The organism is Allobosea sp. Root670, assembly GCF_001429415.1.
Lineage (GTDB): Bacteria > Pseudomonadota > Alphaproteobacteria > Rhizobiales > Beijerinckiaceae > Allobosea > Allobosea robiniae.
Genome location: NZ_LMJU01000004.1, coordinates 97,715 through 109,899, shown reverse-complemented (window position 1 = coordinate 109,899; position 12,185 = coordinate 97,715). Strand labels below are relative to the sequence as shown.

General features: G+C 63.1%; 14 protein-coding genes. 3 read left to right on the top strand and 11 right to left on the bottom strand.

Annotated features, from left to right (window positions below; translation table 11 throughout):
* The first annotated feature begins 61 nt into the window (after positions 1-61).
* Positions 62-1,209, top strand: a protein-coding gene (locus ASE61_RS08125) for an IS3 family transposase (RefSeq protein WP_156407020.1) whose coding sequence is annotated in 2 segments (ribosomal slippage) — positions 62-311 and positions 311-1,209 — 1,149 coding nt in all. Because the reading frame shifts where the segments join, the coding sequence is not laid out codon by codon here.
* A 91-nt stretch (positions 1,210-1,300) separates the two neighbouring features.
* On the opposite strand, the gene ASE61_RS08120 is transcribed toward ASE61_RS08125, so the two are convergent.
* Positions 1,301-2,359, bottom strand: a complete 1,059-nt coding sequence (locus ASE61_RS08120) for a DUF6538 domain-containing protein (RefSeq protein ID WP_061966384.1) — start codon at positions 2,357-2,359, stop codon at positions 1,301-1,303.
* Between the two features lie 208 nt (positions 2,360-2,567).
* On the bottom strand, positions 2,568-2,759 hold the full coding sequence (locus ASE61_RS26350; RefSeq protein ID WP_156407019.1) for a hypothetical protein: 192 nt from the start codon (positions 2,757-2,759) through the stop codon (positions 2,568-2,570).
* A 356-nt stretch (positions 2,760-3,115) separates the two neighbouring features.
* Between ASE61_RS26350 and ASE61_RS08110 the strand changes: the two genes are divergently transcribed.
* Positions 3,116-3,985, top strand: a complete 870-nt coding sequence (locus ASE61_RS08110) for a Ku protein (protein WP_061966382.1) — start codon at positions 3,116-3,118, stop codon at positions 3,983-3,985.
* Here ASE61_RS08110 and ASE61_RS08105 read toward each other — a convergent pair whose 3' ends face one another.
* The 7 genes from ASE61_RS08105 to ASE61_RS08075 all read right to left on the bottom strand — a co-directional run bounded on the left by ASE61_RS08105 (position 3,986) and on the right by ASE61_RS08075 (position 9,640).
* A complete protein-coding gene (locus tag ASE61_RS08105) occupies positions 3,986-4,771 on the bottom strand; it encodes a Ku protein (protein WP_061966381.1) in 786 nt (261 codons plus the stop codon).
* Positions 4,772-4,844: 73 nt separating this feature from the next.
* Complete coding sequence (gene ligD / locus ASE61_RS08100; RefSeq protein WP_061966380.1) at positions 4,845-7,466, bottom strand: DNA ligase D; 2,622 nt, start codon at positions 7,464-7,466, stop codon at positions 4,845-4,847.
* A gap of 26 nt (positions 7,467-7,492) precedes the next feature.
* Positions 7,493-8,350 carry a glucose 1-dehydrogenase gene (locus ASE61_RS08095; RefSeq protein ID WP_061966379.1) on the bottom strand — a complete coding sequence of 286 codons (858 nt, stop codon included), beginning with the start codon at positions 8,348-8,350 and terminating at the stop codon, positions 7,493-7,495.
* A gap of 48 nt (positions 8,351-8,398) precedes the next feature.
* Positions 8,399-8,587 (bottom strand): DUF3008 family protein, encoded by a 189-nt coding sequence (locus tag ASE61_RS08090; RefSeq protein ID WP_061966401.1) that lies wholly within the window; start codon positions 8,585-8,587, stop codon positions 8,399-8,401.
* Positions 8,588-8,598: 11 nt separating this feature from the next.
* Positions 8,599-8,976, bottom strand: a complete 378-nt coding sequence (locus tag ASE61_RS08085; protein ID WP_061966378.1) for a VOC family protein — start codon at positions 8,974-8,976, stop codon at positions 8,599-8,601.
* Positions 8,973-9,287: a GNAT family N-acetyltransferase gene (locus tag ASE61_RS08080; RefSeq protein ID WP_061966377.1), complete on the bottom strand. Its 315-nt coding sequence runs from the start codon at positions 9,285-9,287 to the stop codon at positions 8,973-8,975. The genes ASE61_RS08085 and ASE61_RS08080 overlap by 4 nt, the downstream gene beginning before the upstream one ends.
* A 164-nt stretch (positions 9,288-9,451) precedes the next feature.
* Complete coding sequence (locus tag ASE61_RS08075) at positions 9,452-9,640, bottom strand: hypothetical protein (RefSeq protein WP_061966376.1); 189 nt, start codon at positions 9,638-9,640, stop codon at positions 9,452-9,454.
* Positions 9,641-9,889: 249 nt separating this feature from the next.
* On the opposite strand from ASE61_RS08075, the gene ASE61_RS08070 reads away from it, so the two are divergent.
* Positions 9,890-10,759: a hypothetical protein gene (locus tag ASE61_RS08070; RefSeq protein WP_061966375.1), complete on the top strand. Its 870-nt coding sequence runs from the start codon at positions 9,890-9,892 to the stop codon at positions 10,757-10,759.
* A 376-nt stretch (positions 10,760-11,135) separates the two neighbouring features.
* On the opposite strand, the gene ASE61_RS08065 is transcribed toward ASE61_RS08070, so the two are convergent.
* Both ASE61_RS08065 and ASE61_RS08060 read right to left on the bottom strand, forming a co-directional pair.
* Positions 11,136-11,366: a DUF2171 domain-containing protein gene (locus tag ASE61_RS08065; protein ID WP_082617295.1), complete on the bottom strand. Its 231-nt coding sequence runs from the start codon at positions 11,364-11,366 to the stop codon at positions 11,136-11,138.
* A 101-nt stretch (positions 11,367-11,467) separates the two neighbouring features.
* Positions 11,468-12,130 carry a Crp/Fnr family transcriptional regulator gene (locus ASE61_RS08060; protein WP_082617294.1) on the bottom strand — a complete coding sequence of 221 codons (663 nt, stop codon included), beginning with the start codon at positions 12,128-12,130 and terminating at the stop codon, positions 11,468-11,470.
* Positions 12,131-12,185: the final 55 nt, after the last annotated feature.

Here is a 12,185-nt window from a genome sequence, read left to right as displayed (position 1 = left end):
TGGCCTGCTGCCGGTTTCGTGGACACCGAGATTGGGTGTTTCATGAAACCGGAGGTGGCGTATGAGGCGACGACAGTTTGGGCGTGAGTTCAAGATCGAGGCGGTTCGCCTGATCAAGGATCGCGGAGTGAGTGTGGCGCAGGCGTCTCGGGACCTGGATGTCCATGAGAACCAGTTGCGCAAATGGGTGAAGCTCTTTTCGGCCGATCCAGGGCAAGCCTTTCCCGGGCACGGCCAGATGAAGCCGGAGCAGCTTGAGATCGAGAAGCTGCGGCGCGAGGTGGCCAAGCTCAAGGCGGAGCGCGATATCCTAAAAAAGGCCGCAGCCTACTTCGCGAAGGACGTGACATGAGGTTCACGTTCATTGCGAAGCACCGGGGGATCTGGCCGGTGGCATGGCTTTGCGAAGCGCTGGATGTGTCGCGCTCGGGCTTCCATGCCTGGCTCAACCGGTCACCGAGCCGTCGAGCACGCGACGACGAGGAGATCGGCAACAGGGTCCGGGCAAGCTTCCTTGGATCGGATCGGACCTATGGTGCCAGGCGTGTCTGGCGGGACGTGCTGGCGGAAGGCATCGATTGCGGCCTGCATCGCATCGAGAGGCTGATGCGTGCCCAGGCTTTGCGTGCCAGGCCGCGTCGACGCAGCCTGCCCAAGGACGGTGGCCAGCGATCGGCCATCGCGCCGAATACGCTCGGCCGGGAGTTCCATGCCGAGCGTCCGAACCAGCGCTGGATCGCCGACTTCACCTATATCTGGACCGCAGAGGGTTGGCTGTACGTTGCCACCGTCATCGACCTCTTCTCCCGCCGTGTGGTGGGCTGGTCGATGAAGCCCGAAATGACCGCCGGGCTCGTGACCGATGCGCTGATGATGGCGATCTGGCGCAGAGGAAAGCCGGATGCCCTGCTGCACCATTCGGACCAGGGCAGTCAGTATGCCAGCGAGCAGTTCCAGAAGCTCATGACCGACAACGGCGTCACCTGCTCGATGAGCCGCTCTGGCAATGTCTGGGACAATGCCGCGATGGAGAGCTTCTTCTCGTCGTTGAAGACCGAGCGGATCAGAGGCAGGATTTACCGGACACGCGACGATGCTCGTGCCGACGTGTTCGATTATATCGAGCGCTTCTACAATGCCGTTCGCAGGCACTCGACCATCGGCTACATCAGCCCGGTCGAGTTCGAAAAGAAGGTCGGGTTAGCTTAACTGAGCGTCCACGAAACCGGCAGCAGGCCANGTTCGCAGGCACTCGACCATCGGCTACATCAGCCCGGTCGAGTTCGAAAAGAAGGTCGGGTTAGCTTAACTGAGCGTCCACGAAACCGGCAGCAGGCCAGAGCTGAAAGGTCTTGTTGATCGTGCCCGACGCCCTTGGCCGAAACTTGCTCAAATCCTCCTGAAGCAATGCCGGCAGCGTCAGTTTTGATAGCTTTGTCGGAAGGTGGGCAGGGATAGCGGCCATAGCAGCGGCGAATTCCTGAACCCGCTTCTTGGTGATCTCGCCGACACGGATATCTCCATGCAGTTCCGTGAACCTTTGGACGAAGCTCGCTGCCTCCTTAGCTGTCCCATCGGATGGCTTGCGACTGCCCCTGACGCTGCTGCCTTCCTTCCATGCGGCCAACGCGTCCGATAGCACCGGCCCCAGCTTGTCGCTCGCTTCGCCTAGATTGAATCCGGTTGCAAAAAGTGGATCGGCTGTCGTGAATACTTTGCCATGCAATTCAGCCAAGGCGAGCCGGCTACCCTCGATACTGGCCCGACGCACAAGGTCCATAAGCGCCCCGTATTGCTCCACCGTCCGGTCAACATCGACCGTGGGGATATGCCGAGTGATGGCGCCCACCTTTGTTCGGATGCTGGGCCAACCTGCCTTGAGCAGGACGTAATCGGCGGTGTTCTGGACCCGCTCTTTGGCGTCCCGCCTATCGCACATCTGGTTGAACGTGTCGGTCCATTCCTCAACAAGCACGTCCCGATCTTCGCCGTCGATTGGCGGACTGACGGCGACGGGCTTCAACACGTCACGATAAAAGTCGACGACAAGCTTCTCCAACTCGGGGCGGCTCAGTTTGGACAGATCGCCGCGGCCAACCTTGTTGGCAAGGATATGTTCAGCGTCACCCGAGCGGCGCAACTCGTCAAACTGGGCTGAGTAGAAGCTTAGCTTCTCACCCATCTCGCGAAGCGCCCGTTTCCGGTCCTTCGTTTTGAGACTTTCCCGGATGGCCCCGGTCTTTCGCTTGAACTTGTGCTTGAAGGCTCCGACCACGTCCTCCGGCACGCGCATATCGAAATAGAACCGACCGTTGCGGACGATCAAATAGGGCGTTTTAGGCACGATCTCGCTGCTCATGTATGCCAAAATGTATGACAGCCCGAGCCGAGTAAACCGTTGATTTTTCCGAAGTTTAAGCCCTTCAAGGGCTTAGGCGGCGAATGGCGCTCCCTAGGGGATACGCACCTATAACAACAATAAGTAAACAAAATCAAATACTTACAAGTTATCTTGATTTCAATTCATACCATCATTCCTACCATAATTCATACCATAAGGTAGCTACTCATTTTTGGGGCGTTGAACGTCCTCCGATCAAAGGCCACTGCTCGTACAGCCGCAGCGAACGGGTATTGATCGAGCTTATGATCATTACCGCAGCAATAGGGTCGCGGATGCGAGCGGCGCGCTCATGGTAGAGCCCGAGGTTGCGCTGATCTTCTTGCAGGGCGTGGAAGCCCTGCTCGTATTCCAGCAAGATAGCTGGGCATGGGCCTTGATCAGCCGGATCGGACGAGGGCCGGATCCCGAGAAAAGCTTACCAATCTCGTCCGCCGCGAGATCGAGATAGCTTGCCGGATCGATGGCGAGGTCCGCCGCCACCCAGGACGTTGAAGGCCCGCTTTCGGACGGTGCGATGACATCGGCGTCCGCCGCTGAGCTTGGCCTTAACCCGACTCGGATACCGTCGCGTTCCTGGCAATCCAATTCGCAGAGGCATAACAAGCGAAGGCTTGGATGCAAATAAGCCGTTGATCGGCTCGACACGGGAACTTTCGCTTGAGACGAACGGTTTTTCATCCGCAATCCCTGCTCTGATGCGAGGCTGACGACATGGCGCCGCGCGCAATCTGGAAAGGCGTCTTCAAGGTCGCCGAAGTCACCTGCCCGGTGGCACTCTACACTGCCGCCTCAACCGGCGAGCGCATCTCCTTCCACACTCTGAATCGCAAGACCGGCAACCGAGTGCATCGCCAGTTCATCGATGAGGTCACCAGGAAGCCGGTCGAGAAGGATGATCAGGTCAAGGGCTACGATCGCGGCGATGGCGACTACATCGTGCTCGAGCCGGAGGAGATCGCCGAGGCCACGCCAGAAAGCGACAAGGTCCTCGACGTCGCGACCTTCCTGCCCTGCGACGAGATCGACGACCTGTTCTTCGACCGACCCTATTACGTGACGCCGAGCACGCCGATCGCGACCGAGGCCTTCATCCTGATCCGCGACGTCATGGCGAGCCGCAAGACAGCAGCCCTGGCGCGGACCGTGATCTTCCGGCGGATGCGCTCGATCCTGATACGGCCGCATGAAACCGGCTTGATCGCGACGACGCTCAATTTTGACTACGAGGTCCGCCCGGCGGAAAGCGCCTTCGACGACATCCCGAAGCTAAAGATCGAAGGCGAGATGTTGGAACTCGCCGAGCACATCATCCGCACCAAAGCTGGCCGCTTCGACCCCAAGGCTTTCGACGACCGCTACGAGACTGCGCTGGCAGAACTGGTCAAGGCGAAGATCGAAGGACGCAAGATCAAGCCGGTGAAGCGGCCGGAGCCGGCGAAGGTGGTCAATCTTCTCGATGCTCTCAGACAGAGCGCCAAGAGCGGTCAAGGCGATGGCAAATCGGCTGACAAACCCGCCAAGAAGCGAAAATCCGCCCGCAAGACGGCCGCGAAGACCGAACCACAGCGCAAGGCGAGCTGATCACTTCCGCGGTTCGAGGCTGCGCTTGAGCGCATCCATGATGCTGATGACATTGCCCTCGCTGGCGGCAGGCTTGGTTTTCCGGGCCGGCTTGCGGCCTTTCTGCTTGGCCTTGATGAGATCGAGCAGTTCGTCCTGGACAGGGTCCTGCGCAAGCTCCGGCGACCAGTCCTTCGTGCGCGAGGTGATCAGCTTCTCCATGAGCGCGCGCATGTTGGGCTCGCACTTCGCCTTCCTGATATCAGCGAAATAATCCTTCTCGTCGCGGACCTCGTCGCCATAGCGCAAGGTCCATAACACAATGCCCCTGTCGCGCGGCTCCAACAGGACGGCCCGCTCGCGCCGGTAAAGCACGACGCGGGAGATGCCAACCGTCTTCGTCGCCTTCATCGCCTCGCGGATGACCGAAAACGCCTCGTCGCCGATCTTGCCGTCCGGCACGAGGTAATGCGGCGTGTCGTACCAGATCCAGCCGACGGAGGAGCGCGGCGCGAACAGCTCGATATCGATCGTGCGCGTGCTCTCCAGCGCGACGGCGTCGAGCTCGTCATCCTCGAGCATGACGTAGTCGTCATCCCCCTTGGGGTAGCCCTTGACCTCGTCGGCATCGGCGACCGGCTTGCCGGTGACGGCGTCGACGAAGCGGCTCTGGATGCGGTGCCCTGTCTTGCGGTTGAGCGTGTGAAAGCGGACCTTCTCGCTTTCGGAGCGCGCTGGCGTCATCGCGACGGGGCAAGTCACGAGCGAGAGTTTGAGATAGCCTTTCCAGAATGTTCGCTGCGCCATGGAAGCCTCTCCCATCGGACGCGAAACGCATCGACGGCCGATCCGTTCCGATGCTGCGAAGCGCCAGTGCCAGTCAGGAGCGGCCGAGCTTTTTGATCGCCTCCGCCAAGGGCCGCTCGGCTTCGTCATAATCCGCCCAGGCCTTGCTTGCCGCCAGCAGCTTCGGAACGGTGCGGATGGTATAGCGGGCGGGATCTAGACCCGTTTTCACCTGCGGCCAGGTCAACGGCATCGAGGCATGCGCTCCCGGTCGGGCGCGGGGCGACAAGGGTGCGACCGCCGTCGCCATACGGTCGTTGCGGAGATAATCGAGGAAGATGCGCCCCTGGCGCAGGCGCTTGGCCATGTTGACGACATAAAGCTCGGGCTCGGCGGCAGCGATCTCCGCGCAGACGCGGCGCGCGAAATCCTTGGCTGCCGGCCAGTCCGGGCCGCCCCGGCGGGGCTTTTCCAGCGGCGTCACGACATGCACCCCCTTGCCGCCGGTGGTCTTGCAAAAACTGACGAGGTCGAGAGCATCAAGCCGCTCCTTCATCGTCTTGGCCGCCGCGATCACGGCGTCGAAAGGAACGCCCGGTCCAGGATCGAGATCGAAGACCAGCCGCCCGGGAATTTCCGGCTCCCCCGGCCGGCAGTTCCATGGATGCAGCTCGATCCCGCCGATCTGGGCGGTTGCGATCAAAGCCTCGATCCGGTCGATCTGGAGATAGGATTTCTTGTCGCCGGATATCTTCGCGAGTTCGAACAGGCTCGACGTGCCGAGGCCGGCATGGCGCTGGAAGAAGACCTCGCCCTCGATCCCGTCGGGTGCCCGCAATAGCGAACAGGGCCGGCCCTGGATATGCGGCAGCAGCCAGGGCCCGACGGCTTCGAGATAGTGTGCGAGGTCGAGCTTCGTGACGGGCTTGCCATCCTCGGCATCGGGCCAGAGCGGCTTGTCGGGCTTGGACAGGGGCACGCCCAGGATATCGATCCGTCCGCCACGTCGCGGCGCGGGCTTGGGCGGTTCTGTTTTCTCTGGTGGCGCCGGCAAATCGGTCTCGACCTCCGCCGCCGGCTTGTCCTCTCGCAAGTCTTTGAAGGCGGCCTGCCGAACCATGCCGTCCCCGGTCCAGCCGGCAAATTCGATCTCGGCGACGAGGACGGGCTCGACCCAATGCACCCCCGGAGCTCGCCGGGGCGCGCCCTTACCGGTGAAGGGGGAGGTCTTGGCCTCGCGTTCTTTCAGGTGCGGCAGCAGCTTCTCGACCGTGGCCGCGCCATAGCCCGTGCCGACCCGGCCGATATAGATGAAATGCGGACCGCGATGGACGCCGACGAGCAGCGAGCGGAATTTACCGGCCGTGGTCGCCCAGCCGCCGATGACGACCTCATGGCCCGCACGGCATTTCGCCTTGGTCCAGCTATCGCTGCGCCCGGAAACATAAGGCACGTCGCCGCGCTTCGAGACGATGCCTTCGAGCGAGAGGCGGCAGGCGGATTTCAGAACGGCGTCGCCGCCGGTTTCGAAATGCTCGACATAGCGCAAGGTGACGCCATCGGCCGCGTCGTCCAGCAGCGCCTCCAGCCTTTGCTTGCGGGCGAGAAGAGGTTGCTCGCGCCAATCCTCACCGTCGAGGAACAGCAAATCGAAGGCGAAGAAGACGAGGTTTTCGTTTTGCTCCTCGGATAGCGCCGCCTGCAAAGCGGCGAAATCCGGCGCGCCATGGTCGTCGAGCGCGACGATCTCGCCGTCGATGACGCAGTCCGGCAGGCCCTTGAACGCCTTGGCCACGGCCCCGAACCTCTTCGTCCAGTCGAGCCCCTTGCGCGTCTTCAATGTGACCTTGCCGGCAGCAACACGCGCCTGGATGCGATAGCCGTCGAATTTGATCTCATGGACCCAGCCGCTGCCCGCCGGCGGCCGCTCAACGCTCCGGCAGAGCTGAGGTGCGATGAAATCCGGCAGGTCGGCCGCTGCAGCGCGGCGCGCTTTCGGGGTTCGGCTTGCAGCACTGGCTTGTGCCGGCTTGCCGTCGCGCGCCTGCGCCGCCAGGCCCTGTTTGTTGTCCCAGACGGCATCGGCCTCGACGGCCTGCTCGCCCATCAGGAAAGGCTTGGGCGACCGGCCGCGCCCGGCCGCGATCGCCTTCATCGTCCGACCTGAGGCCACCGAGGCATCGGCTTTCAGGACCGCATCACCATCGGAATCGACCGCGTGGTCGTCGCGATGCTTGATCAGGAGCCAGTTGGTGCGCTTGCCGCCGTCGCGGTCATGCTTCATGCGCACCAGTACGAAGCTACCCTGCAGCCGCTTGCCATCTAGCGTGAACTTGAGGTCGCCCTTTTCGAGCTGACGCTGGGCGCTGAGCTTGCCCTCCGGCTTCCAGTAGCCACGATCCCAAAGCTGGACGGTGCCGCCGCCATATTGGCCCTTCGGGATCGTCCCTTCGAAATCGCCATAGGCGAGCGGGTGGTCTTCGACCTCGACGGCGAGGCGCTTGTCGCCGGGGTCAAGCGACGGCCCCCTGGTCACGGCCCAGGACTTGAAGACCCCGTCCAGCTCCAGGCGCAGGTCGTAATGCAGCCGCGTCGCATCATGCTTCTGGATGACGAAGCGCAGCCGGTTTGAAGGAGCCACCGCGATCGCGTCGCTCGGCTCCTTCGTCTTCTCGAAATCGCGCTTGGCGCGATAGGCTTGCAGCTTGCCGGCCAAGGGCCTGCCCTCGTCTTGGGGTTGGCTCAGATGATCGGCCGGCCGCCGGTGACCGCGATGGTCGCGCCCGAGACATAGCTGGAGAGCGGATCGGCCAGCATGACATAGGCCGTCGCCAGTTCGGCTGGCTGGCCGGGGCGCTGCATCGGGACCTGCTTGCCGAATTGGCTGACGCTCTCAGGCGGCAGGGTCGACGGAATCAAAGGCGTCCAGATCGGCCCCGGCGCGACCGCATTGGCGCGGATATCCTTGTCGGCGAGCAGTTGTGCGAGCCCGCCGGTGAAATTCTGGATGGCGCCCTTGGTCGCCGCATAGGCGAGCAGGCTTGGATTCGGCTTGTCCGCGTTCACCGAGGCCGTGTTGATGATGCAGGAGCCCGGCTTCATATGGGGAACGGCGGCCTTCGTCAGGTAGAACATCGCGTGGATGTTTACCGCGAAGGTAAGCTGCCATTCTTCGTCCGAAATCTCGTCGATGGTGTCGAAGCTCGCCTGATGCGCGGCGTTGTTGACGAGGATGTCGATGCAGCCGAACTCATCGAGGGCCCGCCTGACGATGGCACGGCAATGGGCGGGGTGCTGGATATCGCCGGGCATCAGCACAGCCTTCTGCCCGGCCTTCGTAATCCAGTCGGCCGTCTCGGCCGCATCCTCGTCCTCGTTGAGATAGGAGACCAGAACATCCGCCCCCTCGCGCGCGAAGGCGATGGCGACGGCCCTGCCGATGCCGCTGTCGCCGCCGGTGATGACGGCGCGCTTGCCCCTGAGCCTCCCCGAGCCGACATAGCTCGTCTCGCCATGATCGGGCCGCGGCGTCATCGCGGCGGTCTTGCCCGGCATGGGCTGTCGCTGTTCCGGGAAGGGTGGCTCGAAACGCGCGGTCATGGCGACTCTCCTGCTTGCGGAAGCCGGTCGAGCCTCCGTCCGGTGGTGTCAGTGCTTGGAGGCGTGCTCCGGTTTGCCCTCGCGCTTGGTCGAAGCCATCTTCTCCAGCTCGGTCTCGCTCATAGATTTCTCCATCGATTTCGAGGCGCCCTTGAGCTCGCTCTTCTTCATGTCGCCGCGCTTGGCCGCCAATGCGGCGCCCGCGGCCTTCTGCTGTGCGGCTGATTTTGCAGGCATGGTCTCCTCCTTCACTGGGATGAACGGGTGACGGCCTCGATCTTGTTGCCGTCTGGATCGAACACGAACGCCCCGAAATAATGGGCGTCGTATTCGGAACGCAGGCCAGGCGGCCCGGCATCATGGCCGCCATGGGCGAGTGCGGTGCGGTGGAAGGTCTCGACGAGCTCGCGCCGGCCGACCGCGAACGCGACATGCATGCCGTTGCCGCGCGTCGCCGGGCGGCCATCGAGCGGAGTCTCGATGCTGAACAGGATGCTCGCCACGCCGTAATCGGCCGAGTGCTCGTCGTTGTGCAGCAGCCGCAAGCCGATGCAGCCGAGGACATTGTCGTAGAAGGCTCGGGCACGCGCGATATCGTTGGTACCGACGGAGACGTGGTCGATCATCGCCCCGCTCCATCGCGAGCGGCCAGCACGTCATGGAACTCCGGGTGCCGATGCGCCCAGTCGGCGACGAAGCTGCAGGCGGGCACGAGGCGCTGCCCGCGCTCACGCGCCAGGCGGAAGACTCCCTCGACAAGGCGCTCACCGATGCCGCGTCCGCGAAAGGCCGCGGGCACCTCGGTATGGGAGACGACCAGGTAGTCGTCGAGCCTGCGATAAACGGCAAAGGCCTCGCCGCCCGGAAAACTCATGACGAAGCGATTTTCGGCCGGATGATCGGCGATCGCCCATTTCGGTTGGTCGAGCACCTGCATGGCCTTTCCTATCTCGATGGGGCTGATAGCGAGTCGAACACGCCGGCCGGCAGCAGGTTCCCGCTCGCCGGCTCGAACTGCGCGAGGTCGAGCAGCTCGCGCAGGCGAAGAATCTCGAAACGACGGTGGCGCACCGCCGCTGTCTGTTCCAAAAGTTTCGGCTCTCATTCGCCGACACCCGCCGCAGGCTTGTCGTCCGGCTTTACCCGCGGCTTGTCGGCGTCTCCGGTTTCCTTCTCGGGATCGGGATCAATTGAGACCTTCGTGGTGGCGTCCTTGCCCTGATCGCCTTGGATCGATTTGACGCGTTGCTGCTCTTCAGGGCTGAGCTTGTTGCCATCGCCGTCACGCATGGGTGCCTCGCATCTGGAATGCCCCCCGAGGTGAACGGGCTTCCGTCCCAGCGGTTCCGGTCTCACTCGCTGCTCGGCGCGATTTTCTCCGTTTGCTGCGGTTAGGAACCAATCCGCTCCGACGACTGTTTGCCTGTCACTTTCGCTCATCAGCAGGAGGGGCTCATGGACAGCATCATTTACCTCGTCGGTCTCGTGGTGGTCATCATGGCCATCCTGTCGTTCCTCGGTCTTCGATAGGAATTCGCCATGTCCATGTCTGGAACGGACGTCGTCGTCGCCCCCGTCACCGTCAACAAGGAGAATCGCTCCTATGTGCAATGGGGACCGATCATCGGCGGCGCGGTGATCGCGACCGCCATCTCCACCATCATGACGGTTTTCGGCTCGGCGATCGGCCTGTCGATGGTCTCCGCCGATTTCGAGAAGAGTTCGAGCGCGACCGCCCTGGCGATTGCCGGTGCCCTCTGGGCGCTCTGGGTCATGGTATCCGCGACGGTGGCGGGAGGCTATCTCGCCGGGCGCATGCGCCAGCCGAGCTTCGATGCCAATGGCGAAGAGCGAAAGGTGCGCGACGCAACGCATGGCCTGCTCGTCTGGGCGACCGGAGCGCTTCTGATCACCATCGTCGCGACATCCTCGCTCTTCAGTGCGGCAAAGACGGCGGCCAGCGGCGTGGCCAGCGCAAGCTCCGGGGTAGCCACCCTGGTTTCCCAGAACGTCGATCCAATGGCGATGGCGCTGGACAACATCATGCGCGCCAACGGCCAGCAGCCGCCGACCGCCCAGGAACGCGATGAAGCCTCCCGGATCTTCGTCAGCGCCCTCGCGAATGGCAGGATCGAACAGGGTGATCGGGACTATCTCGCCTCGCGACTGGCCGCCCGCTCCGGGATCAGCGAGCAGGATGCGCAGAAGCGGATCGACGACGCCTATGCGCGGATTTCGCAGGCCAAGGAGACCGCCAAGCAAGCGGCCGAGCGTGCCCGCAAGACCGCGGTACTGACGGCGTTCCTGACGGCCGCAGCACTGCTCGTTGGCGCCGCGGCGGCCTCGTGGGCCGCCACATTGGGCGGGGAACATCGGGACGAGAACCTCCGGGTCGAACCGACCCTCTGAACGGCTCCTCGATCAGGCAAGCCACCCTCGGCCCGCCGCGGCGGGCCGAGTCTTTTCATCTCACCCGAACGGATCGCAGCGCGTCGGCGTTTCTCCAGCATCACGATCGGAAAGGACATGCGATGAATGAGGAGCAACCCAAGAGAAAGGGCAGCACGAACGGCCCGACGGAACCCAATCAGCGGCCGCCCGAGCGACGCGAAGGCCCTGCGAAAGAGGCTGTGAAAGGACCGGCTGTGATTTCGGAGGGGAATGCCACACAGCGGGAGCGCGACGATCGCCGGAAACGAGAAAGGTAAGATCGAGGCCGGTCGGTAAGGCCGGCTTCGTAGCGGAGAGGGCCTCGACCTCCAGCGACATGATGATGGCGAGCGCGTTATTCCGCGGCTTCGGACCTGTGCTGCTTCGCTTCTGCCGCGGGAACCAGCAGCTTCGCCCGATTGCCCTCGATCGCGACGATCAGCCCGATATCGAGATAGTAGTGCGTGCCTCCGGATGACGGGTCTGACTTCTTGAGCTTGAGGAGCGTTCCGGACACCGCGTCGACCGTGCCGACATGCACGCCGTCCGAACCCACGATCTCACGACCTTCTCGAACCTGTTCGATGAATCATGGCGATCTCCTTTGCTGGAATCGCAGCCCCTCCATCGCGGCTCTCCGAGCAATGACGGTCCGCTCCCTTCGAAACCGGCCCTTTGCCGCGTAGATCAGGAGAGCTGTGGCCGTGAAAAGGCCGCGAGCCCCTTGCCGTCGATGACTTCGATCCGCGCCCGCGACGAGCGGATCAGACGCTCACCTTCGAGAACATGGAGCGCGACCGTCACGCCGGAGCGGCGCACGCCCAGCGTATGGGCGAGATCGTGATGAGTGATCGGAATGATGTCGCTCGCCAGGGTCTCGCCGCAGCGGGTGATCCAATGCGCAACGCGCCGCTCCAGCGACAGCGCCACCGTGCGAGCCGCTTCATCGAGATATCGGCCAGCAGCCCGCAGGGCATGGAACATCAGCCGCTCGCGCAATCCGCCATCCTCGCGCAGGAGACGCCGCAAGGTTTGAGGAGCGACGCAGATGAAACTGCCGGATTTCAGAACCTTCGCGGACATGTCTGCGAACTCCGGAGCGAAGAGCTTCTGGATGCCGATCGCATCGCCACGACTACCGAAGCCGATCTGGAACCTCGCCTGCCCGCGCTGGAGCACCAGGGTCGCAATACCGTCGATCGGGAAATAGATTGCGTCGGCGAGCGGAAGCTCCGCGCCGGCCTCGAAGCGGATACGCCGGGCAACCGGCCCCAGCAACTCATCCAGGCTTCGTTGCCGCGTATCGTCAATCTCGGCGTTTCGGGGGCTTTCCCGATAGCGAGCATTCATGGGCGCCTCCGTTGGGAAGCGGCAGCGTCACCTGAACCAGACCCGATGGCACTAA